This is a genomic window from Anaerocolumna sp. AGMB13025, from assembly GCF_029689925.1.
Lineage (GTDB): Bacteria > Bacillota > Clostridia > Lachnospirales > Lachnospiraceae > Anaerocolumna.
Genome location: NZ_CP121445.1, coordinates 6635609 through 6653541 on the forward strand (window position 1 = coordinate 6635609; position 17933 = coordinate 6653541).

Here is a 17933-nt window from a genome sequence, read left to right on the forward strand (position 1 = left end):
GTCATAATCCATTTAAATACCTTTACAGGCACTTTAAGACTTAGTGCGGATTTAACCCTGTACTTAAACTAGCGGGTACAATAGCCACTGTCAACTTATATAATCGAAGGCTCTGATGTACCGGTTTTAGTTCTTTCATTAAAAAAAGAGAAGGCAAGCCTTCTCTTTTTTAGTACCTATAATTTCACAACTCCTAAGGTTACGGTTTCCCCATTAATATTCCATTCCTTGGTAAAGCCTTCTGCACTGTCTAAAATCAGGTCTTCTGCTAATACTTCGGACTTGATTTCTTCTGCATTCTGCTCAAAGATTGCTTTAATAGTATCATTGCCGGTCTGGAATATTTTTATGTGATCCATTACTTCAAAGCCTGCATCTTTTCTCATGGTCTGGATCTTACTGATGATTTCCCTGACAAAACCTTCTTCAATCAGTTCCTTGGTAAGGTTGGTATCCAGAACTACGGTAATTCCGGAATCAGAATCCGATACATAACCTTCCGTCTGGGCAGCTTCAATCAAAAGATCATCTTTTTCAAGTAACGCTTCCACACCGTCTAAGGTAATCTTAAGACCGCCGGTTGTATTGATCTCATCCATGGCTTTATTGCCGTCTAGTTCGGAAAGAATCGTTCTGATCTGTCCAATCTGCTTGCCAAACTTAGGTCCTAACGTCTTTAACTGAGGCTTAAAGCTGTAGGAAGTAAAGTTCCTGACATCATCCGTAAAGGTCACTGCCTTTACATTTAATTCTTCTTCTATAATTTCTTTATAGAAATCTGGTAAGCCTAAGACTTTATCTCCTGCTGCATTAACATAACTATCCTTGGCTTTCACATACATCATGCCAATCGGCTGTCTGTTCTTGATATTAGCAGCATTACGGCAGGCACGGCCTAATACCACGATATCCAGAACGGCTTCCATATTCTTCTCAAGATCTTTATCGATATATTCTTCCCTATATACAGGATATTCGCATAAGTGAATACTTTCCGGTGCGGATTTATCAATACTAACTACCAGGTTACGATAGATATCCTCTGTCATATAAGGAATAAACGGTGCGGCAACTTTTGCCAGGGTAACCAGTGCGGTATAAAGAGTCATATAGGCATTAATCTTATCCTGTTCCATGCCTTTTGCCCAAAAACGTTCCCTGCTCCTTCTGACATACCAGTTGCTCATCTCATCTACGAAATCATCCATGATTCTGGCAGCTTCGGTTATTCTGTAATTATCAAGATTGTCATCTACGGTTTTAATTACGGTATTTAATTTGGATAATAGCCATTTATCCATAACCGGTAATTTATCATATTCCAGTGAATACTTCGTGGCATCAAAGCCGTCAATATTAGCATACAGTACAAAGAAAGCATAGGTATTCCAAAAGGTTCCCATGAACTTTCTCTGACCCTCTGTAACGGCTCCGTTATGGAAACGGTTGGGAAGCCACAAGGCGCTGTTAATGTAGAAATACCAGCGGATGGCATCTGCGCCGTGTTCTGCCAAAGCGTCAAAGGGATCAACTGCATTGCCTTTGGACTTAGACATCTTCTGTCCGTTTTCATCCTGAACATGACCAAGTACGATTACATTCTTAAAAGGTGACCGTTCAAAGATAAGAGTTGAAATAGCAAGTAAGGAATAGAACCACCCCCTGGTCTGGTCTACTGCCTCACTGATAAAATCAGCCGGGAAATTCTTATCAAACATTTCCTTATTTTCAAAAGGATAGTGCCATTGTGCAAAGGGCATGGAACCGGAATCAAACCAGCAGTCAATTACCGGTTTCACACGGCGCATTTCCTTGCCGCATTCCGGACATTTTATTGTAACATTGTCAATGAATGGTCTGTGTAATTCAATATTATCCGGACAGTTATCTGACATTGATTTTAATTCTTCAATGCTTCCGATGGCATGTCTGTGACCGTCTTCACATTCCCAGATATTAAGAGGTGTTCCCCAGTAACGGTCACGGCTGATACCCCAGTCCTGTACATTCTTAAGCCAGTCACCAAAACGGCCCTGACCGATGCTTTCCGGCATCCAGTTAATGGTGTTATTATTGCTAATCAGCTCTTCCTTAACCTCTGTCATCTTAATGAACCAGGATTCCCTTGCATAATAAATAAGAGGTGTATCACATCTCCAACAGAACGGATAGCTGTGTTCAAACTTTAAGGTTTTAAATAATAACCCTTTCTGGGCTAAAAGTTTTATAATACCTTCGTCTGCTTTCTTGCAGAACATACCGGCAAAGTCAGTAACCTCCGGTTTCATTTCACCTTTTCCGTCTACTAACTGTACGAAAGGAAGGTCGTATCTGCGGCCGACACTGGCATCGTCTTCACCGAAAGCAGGTGCAATATGAACCACACCAGTACCATCGGTAAGGGTTACATACGTATCACAGGTCACATAATAGGCTTTCTTATCTGGTGTTACATAATCAAACAGGGGTTCATATTCCTTATATTCTAAATCGGTTCCGACATAAGTTTCTTCTACATTGTAAAGACCATCAATAACGGATAAAAGTGCTTCTGCCAGAATGTATTTTTCAGTTCTGACAGCTTCTTTGTCTTCTCCTTCACTGGTTTCTTTTATGATATCGCCTTTTGCATTCAGACTGACAGATACCTTTACATAAGTTTCTACCGGATTCACACAAAGTGCCACGTTAGAAGGCAGTGTCCAGGGAGTTGTGGTCCAGGCAAGGATATATTCATTGTCGGTGCCTTTTACTTTGAATTTGGCAATTACGGATTTTTCCTTTACATCCTTATAACCCTGAGCTACTTCATGGCTGGATAGTGGTGTTCCGCATCTTGGGCAATAAGGTACAATTTTAAAGCCTTTATATAATAAGCCTTTTTCCCAAATCTGTTTTAAGGCCCACCATTCGGATTCGATAAAATTGTTGTCATAGGTTACATAAGGATTCTCCATATCAGCCCAGTAACCTACTGTACCAGAGAAGTCTTCCCACATTCCCTTGTACTTCCATACACTTTCCTTACATTCGTGGATAAAGGGTTCCAAACCATATTCTTCGATTTGTTCTTTGCCGTCAAGACCCAGTTTTTTCTCAACTTCTAATTCAACCGGAAGTCCATGGGTATCCCAGCCTGCCTTACGAAGTACATTATAGCCCTTCATGGTGCGGTATCTGGGAATGATATCCTTTATAACCCTTGTCAATACATGACCGATATGAGGCTTTCCATTGGCCGTGGGAGGACCGTCATAAAAGGTGTAGGCTTTGCCATTTTTACGTTCTTCAATTGTTTTTTCAAATATTTTATTGTTTTTCCAGAATTTTAGTACTTCTTTTTCTCTTTCCACAAAATTCAGATTGGGAGATACTTTCTCGTACATATGTTTCCTCCTTATATAGTATCAATAGTTTATTCTACTGGAGAACCAGACACTAGACTGACGCGCTGTCACGACAGTGACATCTTCCTTGAGCGCCATGTGCATCCTGCCTGGAAGGCTTTAATTTATAGGTTAAGTTTGGAGAACTATCCTATAAATTAAATAAAGCTCTCATCCATAAACAGGATGAGAGCAGAAGTGCTTCATTGTACCACCTATTTACATACGTTTCCATTCGGCATAAGTATATACCAAATTAGAACATGATATGCTTTCATATAACGGTGAATACCGGCGCGGCTTACTTTTAAGGACTTCTTTCAGCTTACAACTTAGGAGTGATTTTCAGAAATCTGCTACTGGTATCAGGCTTTCACTGTCCCTGACTCGCTTTGACTTTCGCTAAAACCGGATTCTTACTCTCTCCATCATAGTTTTTAAGTTTTTATTTTTATAGCTTTTATCATAGTATATTATATTTTAAATGTCAATCCTATTTTAAATTTTTGTAAGTCAGAACCAGAATCATCCTTTGCTACCTTAAATAGGACTTAATCATCTGATCCAACAGCTTATTAATACCTTGTACATTAATTTTACTATTAATACCTTTCAGATAATTTACAAAATCCCCCTTATTAAAGTAGGTATCCATCTGGGTTGTCATATCATATACGGTATCCGATTCCGAAGGAAGATCAAAATCTTCATAGGGAAGGATTTTCGTATCTATGGTTACAGATATCAGGTTTAAGGTTCCCTGTACAAAATCCGCTTTTATTTTCTGTGCTGTTTCATTGCCGTTAAAAGCCACTAAGAGGGTGCTTCCTGGCAGACTCTCTCCGGTAATTACTAAATTGCCATTAAGGTAGTAACCACTACCAAAAGAGGTATATTTTAAATCCTTTATCAAAGCCTTAAACTCTACGGAGGTCTTATCAGTAGCATACGTAATGACTGCATTACCGTTTATTCCGCTATTATCCTTACTTGTCGTACTGGATAGCTTAAAAATAGTTTCCTTATCAGGACTAATCCAGGCTTCCATTCCGGTTACCTCTCCCTTTTTGACTGTTTTGTAACCAAAAAGAGAATTATCCTTATCCGTAGCTAAAGAAAAGTCACGGCCTGTAATAGTTCCATCGGAATCAACCCAGACCCTCATAGTAAAAAGTCCTTCCGGCTCAAACATATTAACATAATTTATCATCTCTTTCACTTCATTCTGTGCCGCAGCGATCATCTTTGTATATTCTGCCTTAGAGCAAAGGTTAAGTTTTACAAATAAATCACTTAATTCTTCATCTGTACTGGCAACGGCTAATACATCCTTTGCAATCTTTAGCACAACCTTTTCATCTACATTTACCGTATATCTCGTTTGCTGATCACTTAATCCGCCTGCACTCATATAGTAATCCATGGCACTGACATCGTTTAAATCACTGACTACAATATCAGCATATCTCTTTAATAACTGATTCAGAGTTTTTTCCGTAAGGGCAGGATTGTTTAAAATATCCAGAAAGTCTTTCGTGGTAAAGTTTGATCCTGGTCCATAGGAATTAAGTCCTGTGGATTTGGGGTCTGCTTTTAAGTAAGCTTTACTTAACTCTGGGATTAACAGATATGTTAGTTGCTTTTCTAAATCTGATATCATATTTAAGGAAGTGAATTTTATATCATTCGTAAAAAGTGTAATAATAGATTTCACTTTTTTAGCATTCTGCATAGAGACCATGTCAGCTTTTACACTTTTTAAATCAGGTAAGCCCAACGCGGCTGCAATGGTTGGATCAAATTCAGACCGGACCGTTAATTCAGACCCCATACCCTGAGAAACTTTTTTATAATTCTCAACATAGTTTTCATAGGCTTTTGTAAACTTATCAATTTGTTTATGCAAATCTGCTTTTTCTATCGTCTGGTAATTGTCTGCTGATATTGCAGCCGGACTTGCTACCTGGGCTGCATATGCCTTAACGGCAGCCGGTGAAAAAACAGAGAGCAGCATGCACACAGTGGTTAGCATAAGGGTTCCGACTATATTCAAAAGCCAATGGCTAGAACCGTTCTGCCTGTCCTCTTTTGCTTCCCGCTTTCGCGTAAACATTCCTGTCTCTTTTGTAACTGGTAATGAAATCTTTGTAATTGTTTTCTTGTTTTCCATATCGGTTTCTTTCTCCTCCATTTTTTATTATATAGTATGATTTTTGAATCCAAAATAGCCGCACTCACCTGTAAATAAATACAATTTTTTCTATTTTAATCAGCATAACAAATTATCCATTATTCGTCAATAATCGATTATTCCTAATACCTTCTTGTAAGAGAATAAAGAGTCTGGCTCGCCAGACTCTAGCGCTGACGCACTGTCACGACAGTGACAATCTTCCTTAAGTGCGTCCTGCGCATCCTGCCTGGAAGGCTTTTTTATTGCATAGACTAACTATGTCAAGTAGTTATTTTATATTAGTTTACTGTTATATAATTGTACCTTGAAAATAGCATGACAAATAAAGCACCTTGAAAGCTGCCTTGAAAAATTGATATGAGAGATAAGAACTACTTTATGTAAGCTTCATGTTTCATTTCCATACAGTAAAGAACTCTGACCAGTTTTTTTGCAACGTGGGAAACTGCAACATTATAAGGTTTTCCTTCTGCCAGTTTTTTCTGTAAGAATAAACTGAAATTAGTATCCCATTTACCAACATTTTTAGCGGCTGTATAAAGTGCGAAACGCAGGTATTTTGAGCCTCTTTTAACCATTTTGGCATGGGTAGACGTATACTGCCCAGATTGATAGATAGATGGCTCCATTCCGGCAAATGCAAGTATTTTTTCGGCATTAGAAAAATCAGAAAAATCACCTATTTCGGCATGAATGATAGCTGCAGTTGTATAAGAAATACCGGGAATCGTTATAAAAGGAGAATCTATATTTTTAACAATCTCTTTTATTCTTTTCTCAATCACTTCGGTTTGTTCCTGCAGCAGAAAAATGCGAGCTAGGGTTTGTTGTAATTCAATGGTCTGTATGCCATCGCAGGTTCCGATTGATTGTTTGGCTGCTTCTTTGATATCAATTGCTTTTTGACGACCATAGTGACCTTTTGAATGTTTTGATAAAAGGTTAGTCAAACGAGTCAGATGAGTCTTTGAAATAGCGTTAGTATTGGTGTATTCACTCATAAGGTGATAAATCGAATTAACCTGTAGTTCATGAACTATTTTCTCTAATTCGGGAAAAATGATATTCATCAACCTAGCGAACGATACTTTGAGCCTGGAGCAATCTTTTACAAGGTTAAAACGATATCTTGTTAGTGACTTTAGTTCTTTTTCATGGTATGATGCAGGTGCATAGGGCGTTAGCTTCTGTGTCATCAGCATTGATACGATTGATTGGGCGTCAGCCTTGTCCGTTTTCGTCTTTCTAAAGCTTAGACTTTTTTTGTATAGACTAGTGTGAAGCGGATTGATAATAAAAATGTGGTAGTTTTTATTAGCGAGGAAATCAGCGATATTGTTGCTATAATGACCAGTTGCTTCCAGCCCTATTTTTATTGTTTCAGGGTTATTGGTGAAGGATTGCATACGTTGAAGCAAAAGAGAAAATCCAATAAGATCATTAGAAATGGTGAAGACAGGGAAAAGAATTTCGCCGTCCGAACTGGTGATAAGACAATCGTGTTTATTCTTTGCGACATCAATGCCTACGTAAATCATAATAATAGCTCCTTTTAGTAGATTGACACTGTTGCTTATTCCACAGAACTGCCTGCTATGTAGCCTCGTGCTAATTAAAACGTCATGCGTTATCTAACTGATCAACATTTAAGCAGGCAACTGTGGTTATAGCCTATGAACAAACGTCTAAGCGTTAGGTAAGTTCGACTAATCCACAGTGCCTATAAACAGTATACACTTACTCAAGAAAAGAGTAAGGAACTAATATCAATTTAACATACGAGGTAAGTTCGAAGAAGTTTCCTATGCAACAAAAAAAGAGTGTATTTATGCAAAAGCACAGCTACACTCAATTAATTTATATGTATTTCTTATTCTCAGATTCGTTCTTACGGTGTGGTAACAGACAAATCTGTTGATTCCGGTTCCTCTGACTGTTCCTGAGTAATAGGTGGTGTTGGTGTCATGCTAGGTGACTGGTTGTTGTCGTCCTCTATAGGAGGTGTCGGAGTTGTAGTATCTCCATTGTTTCCGTCATCTTTCGTACCTCCGTCACTATCGTCTTTTGTATTGCCGGAGGTATCTCCATTTCCTTTACCGTTCGTAGGCTTACCATGGCTTCCGGTATTACCTTTCGTATCATCTTTGGTATTACCTTTGGTACCTTTGGAATCCTCCTTGGTATCATCCTTCGTATTATCTTTGGTATTGTCTTTGTCGTCTATAGTATTGGTGTCGTCCTCGGTTTCTTTTTCGGGAGCTTTCGTGGGAGCCTTTGTCGGCGCTTTGGTCGGTTGTATTACGTCATCAAGATCTATTCCATAGTCCACCAGTTTATCATAACTGATTGTATCGGTATAATCCATACTTGGTTTAAAATTGTAATATTCCTCCAGGCAAAGATTATTCTCATAAAGATATTTGGCTAACGGTTTTCCTACATAACGAATATGCCAGGGTTCATAAGAGTAACCGGTTATTTCTGTTTTATCTTTTGGGTAGCGGATGATAAACCCATACAAATGTGCATTTTCTGCAAGCCACTTACCTTCTGTGGAATCTCCAAAGGACTCGTCTAACCGGTTATTAACGGACTTTGCGGATACATCAATAGCAAGTCCGGTCTGATGTTCACTAAATCCCGGCGTTGCAGAATACTTCGTAGTATGTTCCAGACCCTGTTTTTTTACATTGTCCGTAAATATATCATACTGTCTTTCATAAGAGCGGTAAGCCGATACTCCGTTCAGCTTAATATCAACAGCTACCCCCCCATCAAACAGTGCTTTTAAGGCCTCTGCCGCTTCCTTTCTCATAAGCTTCTTTTCATCATAATAGCTAAAGGAAAAGCTTACGTCAGGCACCACCAGATCACTTGGGATATAATCGGAGGGCAGCCGTAATTCTTTATTAACCAGCACCGTCATGCTCTCCGGTTTGGTATCCGGTACAATATTATCATGATTTGATATGACTTCTACCGCCCCGTCAGAACTGCTATTGTTTCCCACACTAGAGTCTCCTGTATTTTCTTTTGTACTATCATATTCCTGGCTTTTATCTGTATATGACGGATCATCATAATAATGTTCAAAAGCATAAGTAGATTCACCGGCACGGGATAAAGAGGAAAGAGAAGCATAGGTAATCCCACATAATATAGCAAAAGGTATACCCACAATGGCAATCCTTTTAAAATTCCGTTTTAAGTTCCGCTTCTTCCTTCTATTTAACATATTAAACTCCCATCTGTGCGCTGGGGCGCACATTAAAATCAGGATGTTGAAAAACTGTTCTCCGTTTTTCCAACTTAACTCCCATCTGTGCGCTGAGGCGCACATTAAAATCAGGATGTTGAAAAACTGTTTTCTGTTTTTTCAACTTAACTCCCATCTGTGCGCAAAGGCGCACATCCCTAACTTAACTCAGACATGTGTTCCATGCCCTGGGTTTACTATGGTTGTATTCGCATTAACAGGGGCTGATGCAAACTCTTATCTTAAAGGATCTTTCGTAAGTACAAAAGTTTTTGCAAACAGCCCGCTAAAATTATTCTTACATTCTTCAGGTGTATAAAGGACACTCAGACCACAACAAAGCACAGGCAGAAAGTAAAGCCTGTATATTGCCTTCATTATAACACATTTTTCTACAAAATCCACTGTTTTTCACAAATTGACAGCAATAAAGTGAAATTAAGTGCCTCATTTAGAAAATTTCTAGATAATCATGGAAATTATGACTAAATTTGGTTGTTGCCATTAATATTGTCTAATAATTGATTTTTTAACTGGTAAAGCTCATTGGATAAATCTACATAAACATCATGAGGATTGACCAGACGCCTGGTTTCATCCCATAAGGTATCCAGTTCTTTCCTGCAGTATTCCCTGATTTCCATAACGGACGGTGAAGTATATACACAGGTTCCGGCTTTAAACACAGGCACTAGGATTTCTCTTAAGGTATAGGTTCCGGCTTTTAAATAAGTCTTCTTCCAGGTAGCCAGAGGGTCAAATATCTTTAAGGGATTCTCTTCGGAATATTTTTCATCCGCCATGGCAATTAAATCTGCTTTCACTTTACCGCTTTCCTTCTCATAGATCCGATATATGGTTTTATTACCCGGATTGGTGATTTTCCAGGGGTTCTCAGACAATTTGATTTTCGGTATATATTTGCCGTCTTTTTTTATGGCTGCCAGTTTGTATACTCCCCCAAAAGCCGGACAGTCCTTGGAAGTAATCAGATTTGTACCTACTCCCCAGGAATCAATGGCTGCTCCCTGGGTCTTAAGGGAATCAATCAGGTATTCATCTAAATCACTGGAGGCAACAATAGAGGCCTCGGGAAATCCTGCGGCATCAAGCATCTTTCTGGCCTTTTTGGACAGATAAGCTAAATCACCGCTGTCTAAGCGGATACCGTATTTCTTTGGCATCTTTCCTGCTTCTCTTAGCTCGGAAAATACTTTAATGGCATTAGGCACTCCAGAGCGCAGTGTATCGTAAGTATCTACCAAAAGGGTTGCATTACCAGGATAAAGATCTGCATATTCACGAAAGGCCGTAAGCTCATCCTCAAAACTCATAATCCAGCTGTGTGCATGGGTTCCTAAAGCCGGTATATCAAAAGCCTTAGCAGCAAGGACGTTACTAGTACCGATACAGCCGCCGATTACCGCCGCTCTGGCACCATAGGTTCCAGCATCCGGTCCCTGGGCACGCCTTAGACCAAATTCCATTACGGTATCACCCTTGGCCGCATAGCATACACGGGAGGCCTTGGTTGCAATCAGACTCTGATGATTGATAATATTTAAGATAGCGGTTTCTACTAACTGGGCTTCCATAATAGGTGCGATTACTTTTATTAACGGTTCCATGGGAAATATAACCGTACCTTCCGGTACCCCATAGATGTCTCCAGTAAAGCGAAAACCCGACAGATAAGTTAAAAAGTCCTCCTCAAACATTCTTAAACTTCTTAAGTATTCAATATCCTCATTACTGAAATGAATATTCTTTATATAATCAATAACCTGATCCAAGCCGGCACATATGGCATAACCGCTGCCAGAAGGATTGGTTCTGTAAAAAACATCAAATATTACCGTATCATTGCTATCATTTTTAAAATACCCCTGCATCATTGTCAGTTCGTAAAAATCGGTCAATAAAGTAAGATTTTCCTTATCCATGCTGCTACTCCTTTGTTCTTAAGCCAAACCTTATAAAAACTTTACAATTACTCATTCGCTTTACATTATATCACATAATTTAAATAGTACAACCAATAGCAAAAGATTTAATAATAGTTAAGAATTTCGTAAAAATCAGAGATTTATAAAAATATGAGCTGCTTTTATTAGAATTTAGATTGAAAAATACTTCGTATTTTTTAATCTGCTGTGGTATAATATATAAAGCAAAAGTTACTGTTACCTTTATTGTTTGTAATTATAACAGATTCTTATATTCGCTAATCATATGAAATAGGAGGGTTTTATGAAAACCTTATTAACACTGCTGTTTTTACTTATATTTTTTATTATCAGCATACCTCTTTTAATATTGGAAACAATTATAGGAAAGATAAATCCACATGCAAAAGCACGCTCTTCACAAGGGATTGTAGTAACGGCTTTCCGTATTATTTTATCCTTTTGCGGGGTAAAAAAAACTGTACTGGGTCTTGAGAATATACCAAAAGATGAGGCTGTTTTATATGTCTCTAATCACCGCAGCTATTTTGATATATTAATCGGCTATACCTCCGTACCCACTCTGACCGGTTTCGTGGCAAAAAAAGAGATGGCTCATATCCCCTTTATCAGCTGGTGGATGCGCTTTTTAAATTGTCTGTTCTTAGACCGGGATAATGTCAGGGAGGGTCTTAAGACGATATTAGAAGGCGTGGAATTAATTAAAAAAGGATATTCGGTTTTTATTTCTCCGGAAGGCACCAGAAGCCAGGACAGTGATATGCTTCCCTTTAAAGAAGGCAGCCTTAAGATGGCTGAAAAGACCGGTTGCGCTATTATTCCTGTATCCATAAATAATACGGATAACATATTTGAGAATCACATCCCCTGGATTAAAAGAGCCCATGTAGTCATTGAATTCGGAAAACCGGTGTATCCAGGTGAATTGGATAAGGAAAACCGCAAATTTATCGGTTCCTACGTACAGAATATTATTCGTGAAACACTGAATAGAAATGCATCGTTGGTGAAATTCTAAGGCTTGAACTTTTAAATAATTAATGTTACAATATTACCACTGTATTAATGAGGGAAGGAGGTACATACATGAAACCCATTGTAATAGTTTTGTTGATTGTTTTGGCTGTCGTTATCGCAGGGCTTATATTTTTAATGATTTATGGACGAAAACTTCAGAAGAAATCTGAAGCTTCCCAGGAACAGATGAAAGCCGGCGCACAGTCAGTCTCAATTTTAGTTATAGATAAAAAGCGCATGAAACTTAAGGAAGCAAACCTGCCAAAGATAGTCCTGGATCAGACCCCCAGATATCTGCGTGGTTCCAAAGTGCCCATCGTAAAGGCAAAAATCGGACCCAAAATTATGACTTTAATGTGTGATGAAAAGATATTCGATTTAATCCCAGTTAAAAAAGAAGTCAAAGCAGTTATGAATGGTATTTATATTATGGATGTTAAGGGACTGCGTTCTAACTTAGAAGTAAAACCCGTTAAACAAAAATTCTTCCAACGAATGAAAAGTAATCTCATAAAGAAGACAAAAACCTGATTATAGAAGTTCAAACAATAAGAGGTTACAATATAGTAATAAGCTTTCTAATACTGCAAAGTTTATTACTATATTGTAACCTCTTATTTTTATTCGTGTACTCTCGGAAACTCTACAGCCTGTTTTACTGATATTTTAGAGGCTGTCGATAAAATTTCACCTCTATTCAGCGTCTAAACTATCTATTATTGACACTATTCGTTTCCGAAAGTACCCTATTAATTACACCCGTTTAGAGAGTGTCACTTCCCATCTTCTTGGAACTGATCTTTAATTGTATCTGGCAGTCTGAAATGAAGGCATAGTTAATATCCAGCCCATAATTAATATTTGCAATAATTTTATTCTCTTCTTCGGTAACCTTAATCTGGGTCGTGTAGATGCCCACTTGAAGTTCTCCGTAAGGAGTCTGGTAATAAGTCGTGTTCTTTGTATTCTCTTCAAAGACCATATGAACATTACTGGCGCCACGTTTAATTATATCGATTTGTTTCTCGGCTATTTTAATCGTGCAGTTTGTAGTGCCTTCCATATCTTCTAAGATTTCTTCGTAAACAACATAGTGCTTTCCATTGCGGTTATAATATTCTCCTACCGAAATGACTTCTACTGCTTCCTCTTTATCTATTTCATATTGGAGTCCGGATATTGACACCAGTACATCTTTTTTCATAAAATCCTCCATCTACCGCATGAGCGGCAAACAAATGCAGAGCAAAAAGCGCCCCCTTCAAACCGCAAACCTGCTCGTGATACTGCCTTTAATAATAAAGCATTTATCTCTTGTGGTTTAAAACCATCATTCTACTATCTATAGAACCTGCAAGCTTTCTATATTAACATCTTTTGTTTCTACCACTTCACAGGGCAGAATTGTATTGGCAAACTTCTGAAACTTTTCGGCACCGTCACTGACATAAAACTTATGCTCCTTGGCAGGCGTTACACTTTCTAAGCCCTTGGATTCCAATACCTGTTTTAACGTTCTTGCCGTTTCAAAGGCTGGATTCACCAGGGTCACTTTATCTCCCACTATAGAACCAATCGTATGTCTGATTAAGGGATAATGGGTACATCCAAGAACCAGTGTGTCTATATTATAATCTTTTAATTCAGCCATATACCGTTTCGCTACTTCCACCGTAACTGGATCGGAGAGCCAGCCCTCCTCTACCAGGGGTACAAAAAGGGGACAGGCTTTGCCATATACTTTTACGCTGGGCATGGTTTCACTTAAATACTCATTATAAATACCGCTGTTTATAGTTCCTTCGGTACCAATTATACCAATATTACCGTTTCTGGTGGTTTCCGCTGCCACCTTTGCTCCGGGTTTTACCACCCCGATTACCGGAATGGATACTTCCCTTGTCACAGTTTCAAGGGCAAAGGCACTGGCTGTATTACATGCGATTACAATTGCTTTTACATTCTTTGTCTGCAGGAATTTAACAATCTGTCTCGAATACGTTATAATTGTCTGTTTTGATTTGCTGCCATAGGGCACTCTGGCCGTATCCCCAAAATAAATAATGGTTTCATTTGGTATCTGTCTCATGATTTCTCTGGCAACTGTTAACCCGCCGACGCCGGAGTCAAAGACTCCTATAGGCGCACTACTTGACATCTCCTTCGCCTCCTGCCTCCAAAGCTCTGGCAAAGGCCAACTGCAATAATTTTTCAACCAACTGAGGTTTACCGATTCCTTTTGCTTCCCATAACATAGGATACATACTGATACTGGTAAATCCGGGCATGGTATTGATTTCATTAAAGATGACTTCTCCGGTTTCTTTATCTACAAAGAAGTCTACCCTGGATAAGCCGTAACCATCCACGGCTTTAAAAATTCTTACTGCATAATCCCTTATGGTTTCAGCGGCATTTCCTATTAGTACCGGAGATAATATGGTTTTGGATTCCGCGTTATTATATTTGGCATCATAATCATAAAAATCGGCAGCGGCGACGATTTCACCCACACCGGAGGCTTTGGGTTCATTCCCGCCAAGCACCGCACATTCTACTTCTCTGCCGTTAATGGTCTCTTCCACTAAGATTTTTCTGTCATGTTCTGCGGCAGTATGTAATCCTCTTATCAATTCCTCCCTGTTATGAGCCTTGGAAACGCCTCTTGAAGAACCGGCATTGCTGGGCTTTATAAATACAGGATAACTTAACTTTTCTTCTACTTTTTCAACTGCCAAACCAATTTGTTCCAGTTCCTTTTTCATAATGGGCACATACTTTGCCTGTCTTATTCCTAACGTATCCACAATAATCTTGGTAAACAGCTTATCCATGGACACACCGGAAGCGACTACACCGCAGCCCACATAAGGAATTTTCGCCAGTTCCAACAGTCCCTGAACGGTTCCGTCCTCACCGTAAAGACCATGAAGTGCAGGAAATGCTGCGTCAATTTTCTCGGCAGTTACCTTGCCGCCCTCTATGAATAAGACTGACCTTTGGGTGGCATCCGGTGAAATCACGGCGGTTACACTGCCTTTTGTCCATTGACCGGATTGTATTTCCTCCACATTATTTACTTTAATCCATTTTCCGCTTTTCGTAATTCCAATTATAATAACCCGGTATAAATCCGTATTGATATTCTTAATAATAGTAGTTGCCGAAACACAAGAAACTTCATGTTCCGAGGATTGACCTCCGAACAATACTGCTATTGTTTTTTTATTCATACTATTGTGCCCTTTCTTTATGACAAAATTATACGTTTTTACACCAGACATTTATTAAGCCCATAGACTATTTTACCGGTAATATCCCTAATTTTACGGTCGCCCGGTGTAGCCGCCTTATATTTCGCTGTTCATTTTACAATTTTTTGTATCCTGACTACCGGTATTCTGGCCGCCGGATTATAAAAATGTAAATACCTATTCCTATAAATTATCTTTAAAAACTATGTTCAGGTAAATACAGCACTTATAGTAATTCTATTAGGTGCTTAAATACTTTATTCATTTTACTATTTATTTCTTCAAGATTCAATAGATTTTATGAATCCTCTTTTGGATTTGTACCAAAAGTTAACCTTTTTGCTTCATTCTAACATAAACAGAACCTTATTACAAATGTTTAACCTTCCTTATACTGGTAATACTATAGCTATTACTTATATTCAGATACCGAAACAGCCTGTCCTCCAGGCAGATTGGAGTTTTATGAAAAATTATATATTTAATCATGTTTTGACCTTACATAAGAGTACAAACCGTTTCACTTATTTTTACCGTGGTATGTTTTACTTTTGCCTTTCTCTCTCCATATTTTCCTTATTATTGTTAAAGTCTTTTCCTTCCAATGCCAAAGAAGAACATCTCCAGGAAGGAATTGCTGCTGATATTATCCGCTTTCATGTAATAGCCAACAGTGATTCTGAAAAAGATCAGGCTCTTAAACTAGAGATTAAGCAAGTCCTAACTGACGAGCTACGTCCCAAACTAGAGCAGGTAAAAGATATTGATAAAGCCAGAACCATACTAAAAAACAATCTGGAGGAAATGGTCTTAACGGCCAACCGCATTATTAAAGAAAACGGCTTTGACTATACTGCCAGAGCATCCTTGGAACAGGGTTATTTTCCCTTAAAGGTATATGGGGACCTTTCCCTTCCTCCGGGACAATATGAAGCAGTAAAGGTAGAGCTTGGCGCGGCTGCCGGACAGAACTGGTGGTGCGTTATGTTCCCCCCTCTGTGCTTTGTGGATGCCACCTACAGCGTTGTCCCGGATTCCTCCAAAGCAGACCTTAAATACCTCCTTACCGACGAGGAATATAAGGCAGTATTTAGGAATGATACAAAAGTAAAGGTTAAATTTAAACTATTATCCCTGATTAAGGATGCCTTAAAAGATTAAATTTTTATTTCCCCCTGGAAAAAAACCATGAAAAAAAGGCTTCGCTTGCAAATATTGCTTTCGGTGTTTATAATCATAATAAAATACTACATATTCGATAAACAGGAGTACACATGAATTCAATTAAATTAAAAGCCCACGCAAAAATCAACCTTGGTCTTGATGTGGTAAGAAGGCGAGAGGATGGGTATCATGAAGTCCGTATGATTATGCAGACCATAGGACTTTATGACAAACTTACTATCAACCGAACCAACAATAACTCCATTGTTATTAATACCAATCTTCATTATCTGCCAACAGATGAAAATAATCTTGTGTATAAAGCGGTTTCCTTGATCCAGCGGGAATATCATATTGAGCAGGGCGTTTATATTAATCTTGAAAAAAAAATACCCGTAGCTGCAGGTATGGCAGGCGGAAGTACCGATGCCGCTACCGCCCTATATGGTATGAGCCGGCTTTTTGATTTAAATTTAAAAAAACCGGAATTAATGAAATTGGGGCTTCGCTTGGGAGCCGATGTCCCTTATTGTATTATGAGAGGCACCGCTTTGTCCGAGGGAATCGGAGAAATCCTTACACCCCTGCCTTCTTTTCCTGCCTGTCAGGTTTTGATTGTAAAACCAGGTCTTAGTGTTTCCACCAAATATGTGTACGAGAACCTGAAACTGGACGAGACTACAAAACATCCGGATATTAACGGCATCCTTACATGTATCCGGACCAGGGATTTATACGGTGCCATCGGTCTGTTTGGCAATGTATTGGAAAACGTAACGATAAAAGAATACCCTGTCATCGGGGAAATAAAAGATAAGATGACGGAATGGGGTGCCATCGGTGCCTTGATGAGCGGCAGCGGTCCAACCGTATTTGGTTTGTTTGATGATATAAAGAAGGCAGAGAAAGCATTCTATCAGTTTAAAGTCAGCGAATTGGGTAAACAGGTGTTTCTCACCGATTTATATCAGCCTTACTATTAACTTTTTGAAAAGCCTCTCCGATAATTACCATATGTAACTAAGTAATTTAACTACCAAGGAGGGTGAACGTTATGGGTTTAAATGGAATTACAAGTGCCGCAGGCAGTTATGCAGGCACACCGGCAAACCAGACAAAGAGTAAGGATGCGACAAGTAAAGCTGCAGAAGAATCCAGTAAGGATAGTCCGTCTGCCGTATATGAAAAAAGTACGGAGGAGGGCGTAAAAAAAGTAACTTATAAACCTGATACTGCAACGATAGCACAGTTAAAAGCCGAAGCGGATAAAAGAACGGCACAATTAAGGGACTTAGTCGAAAAGATGCTCCTAAAACAGGGACAGACCTTTGATGAATCCACTATGTATCAAATGTTAAGGGAAGGCAAAGTAGAGGTTGACCCCGAAACTGCGGCAAAGGCCAAAGCCGATATTGCCGAAGATGGTTACTGGGGAGTAAATCAGACCTCTGACCGTTTGGTTTCTTTTGCCAAAGCACTTACCGGAGGGGATCCGGATAAAATTGACAAGATAATGGATGCAGTAAAAGAAGGCTTTGAACAGGCTGCCAAAGTCTGGGGCGGTGAACTTCCAGACATCTGCAAACAAACTCTGGATACTACGATGGATAAACTGAATGAGTGGAAAAAATCCGCAACCGGTTCTTCTTTAGAAAACACAAAGTAATAAGTATATACTGAACTAATATTACTTAC

14 protein-coding genes are annotated in these 17933 nt (G+C 39.0%); 5 read left to right on the forward strand and 9 right to left on the reverse strand.

Annotated features, from left to right (window positions below):
- Window positions 1–176 precede the first annotated feature (176 nt).
- The 6 genes from ileS to QA584_RS27845 form a co-directional block, all read right to left on the reverse strand.
- Window positions 177–3386, reverse strand: coding sequence for an isoleucine--tRNA ligase (gene ileS / locus QA584_RS27820; RefSeq protein WP_278272352.1), 3210 nt, complete (start codon window positions 3384–3386; stop codon window positions 177–179).
- A gap of 535 nt (window positions 3387–3921) precedes the next feature.
- The gene (locus QA584_RS27825) at window positions 3922–5556 is read right to left on the reverse strand and encodes a hypothetical protein (RefSeq protein WP_278272353.1); all 1635 of its coding nucleotides are present in this window, start codon (window positions 5554–5556) and stop codon (window positions 3922–3924) included.
- Window positions 5557–5951: 395 nt separating this feature from the next.
- Window positions 5952–7118, reverse strand: a complete 1167-nt coding sequence (locus QA584_RS27830) for an IS110 family transposase (RefSeq protein WP_278272354.1) — start codon at window positions 7116–7118, stop codon at window positions 5952–5954.
- Between the two features lie 350 nt (window positions 7119–7468).
- Complete coding sequence (locus QA584_RS27835) at window positions 7469–8815, reverse strand: M15 family metallopeptidase (protein WP_278272355.1); 1347 nt, start codon at window positions 8813–8815, stop codon at window positions 7469–7471.
- A gap of 1 nt (window position 8816) precedes the next feature.
- Window positions 8817–8960 (reverse strand): hypothetical protein, encoded by a 144-nt coding sequence (locus QA584_RS27840; RefSeq protein ID WP_278272356.1) that lies wholly within the window; start codon window positions 8958–8960, stop codon window positions 8817–8819.
- A 361-nt stretch (window positions 8961–9321) separates the two neighbouring features.
- Entirely contained in the window at window positions 9322–10779 is a 1458-nt protein-coding gene (locus QA584_RS27845) for a nicotinate phosphoribosyltransferase (protein ID WP_278272357.1), read from the reverse strand.
- A gap of 307 nt (window positions 10780–11086) precedes the next feature.
- On the opposite strand from QA584_RS27845, the gene QA584_RS27850 reads away from it, so the two are divergent.
- Together QA584_RS27850 and QA584_RS27855 are read left to right on the forward strand one after the other, a co-directional pair.
- The gene (locus QA584_RS27850) at window positions 11087–11821 is read left to right on the forward strand and encodes a lysophospholipid acyltransferase family protein (RefSeq protein WP_278272358.1); all 735 of its coding nucleotides are present in this window, start codon (window positions 11087–11089) and stop codon (window positions 11819–11821) included.
- Between the two features lie 68 nt (window positions 11822–11889).
- Window positions 11890–12351, forward strand: a complete 462-nt coding sequence (locus QA584_RS27855) for a hypothetical protein (protein WP_278272359.1) — start codon at window positions 11890–11892, stop codon at window positions 12349–12351.
- A 232-nt stretch (window positions 12352–12583) separates the two neighbouring features.
- Here the strand turns inward: QA584_RS27855 and QA584_RS27860 are convergent, their stop codons facing one another.
- The 3 genes from QA584_RS27860 to QA584_RS27870 all read right to left on the reverse strand — a co-directional run bounded on the left by QA584_RS27860 (window position 12584) and on the right by QA584_RS27870 (window position 15053).
- Window positions 12584–13024 carry a DUF1934 domain-containing protein gene (locus QA584_RS27860; protein WP_278272360.1) on the reverse strand — a complete coding sequence of 147 codons (441 nt, stop codon included), beginning with the start codon at window positions 13022–13024 and terminating at the stop codon, window positions 12584–12586.
- Window positions 13025–13162: 138 nt separating this feature from the next.
- The gene (gene murI / locus QA584_RS27865) at window positions 13163–13978 is read right to left on the reverse strand and encodes a glutamate racemase (protein ID WP_278272361.1); all 816 of its coding nucleotides are present in this window, start codon (window positions 13976–13978) and stop codon (window positions 13163–13165) included.
- The gene (locus QA584_RS27870) at window positions 13968–15053 is read right to left on the reverse strand and encodes a D-alanine--D-alanine ligase family protein (RefSeq protein ID WP_278272362.1); all 1086 of its coding nucleotides are present in this window, start codon (window positions 15051–15053) and stop codon (window positions 13968–13970) included. Before QA584_RS27870 ends, murI begins: the two co-directional genes overlap by 11 nt.
- Before the next feature lie 486 nt (window positions 15054–15539).
- On the opposite strand from QA584_RS27870, the gene spoIIR reads away from it, so the two are divergent.
- From spoIIR to QA584_RS27885, 3 genes are all read left to right on the forward strand, one after another.
- Entirely contained in the window at window positions 15540–16235 is a 696-nt protein-coding gene (spoIIR, locus tag QA584_RS27875) for a stage II sporulation protein R (RefSeq protein ID WP_278272363.1), read from the forward strand.
- A gap of 113 nt (window positions 16236–16348) precedes the next feature.
- Window positions 16349–17221, forward strand: a complete 873-nt coding sequence (ispE, locus tag QA584_RS27880; protein ID WP_278272364.1) for a 4-(cytidine 5'-diphospho)-2-C-methyl-D-erythritol kinase — start codon at window positions 16349–16351, stop codon at window positions 17219–17221.
- Between the two features lie 71 nt (window positions 17222–17292).
- The gene (locus tag QA584_RS27885; RefSeq protein WP_278272365.1) at window positions 17293–17904 is read left to right on the forward strand and encodes a hypothetical protein; all 612 of its coding nucleotides are present in this window, start codon (window positions 17293–17295) and stop codon (window positions 17902–17904) included.
- Window positions 17905–17933: the final 29 nt, after the last annotated feature.

Excerpts from the sequence above, each read along its gene's own strand:
- QA584_RS27850 (WP_278272358.1), top strand. The coding sequence starts at position 11,087 with ATGAAAACCTTATTAACACTGCTGTTTTTACTTATATTTTTTATTATC.
- QA584_RS27860 (WP_278272360.1), bottom strand. The coding sequence starts at position 13,024 with ATGAAAAAAGATGTACTGGTGTCAATATCCGGACTCCAATATGAAATA.
- QA584_RS27835 (WP_278272355.1), bottom strand. The coding sequence starts at position 8,815 with ATGTTAAATAGAAGGAAGAAGCGGAACTTAAAACGGAATTTTAAAAGG.
- murI (WP_278272361.1), bottom strand. The coding sequence starts at position 13,978 with ATGTCAAGTAGTGCGCCTATAGGAGTCTTTGACTCCGGCGTCGGCGGG.
- spoIIR (WP_278272363.1), top strand. The coding sequence starts at position 15,540 with ATGAAAAATTATATATTTAATCATGTTTTGACCTTACATAAGAGTACA.
- QA584_RS27885 (WP_278272365.1), top strand. The coding sequence starts at position 17,293 with ATGGGTTTAAATGGAATTACAAGTGCCGCAGGCAGTTATGCAGGCACA.
- ispE (WP_278272364.1), top strand. The coding sequence starts at position 16,349 with ATGAATTCAATTAAATTAAAAGCCCACGCAAAAATCAACCTTGGTCTT.
- QA584_RS27845 (WP_278272357.1), bottom strand. The coding sequence starts at position 10,779 with ATGGATAAGGAAAATCTTACTTTATTGACCGATTTTTACGAACTGACA.
- QA584_RS27855 (WP_278272359.1), top strand. The coding sequence starts at position 11,890 with ATGAAACCCATTGTAATAGTTTTGTTGATTGTTTTGGCTGTCGTTATC.
- QA584_RS27825 (WP_278272353.1), bottom strand. The coding sequence starts at position 5,556 with ATGGAAAACAAGAAAACAATTACAAAGATTTCATTACCAGTTACAAAA.
- ileS (WP_278272352.1), bottom strand. The coding sequence starts at position 3,386 with ATGTACGAGAAAGTATCTCCCAATCTGAATTTTGTGGAAAGAGAAAAA.
- QA584_RS27870 (WP_278272362.1), bottom strand. The coding sequence starts at position 15,053 with ATGAATAAAAAAACAATAGCAGTATTGTTCGGAGGTCAATCCTCGGAA.
- QA584_RS27830 (WP_278272354.1), bottom strand. The coding sequence starts at position 7,118 with ATGATTTACGTAGGCATTGATGTCGCAAAGAATAAACACGATTGTCTT.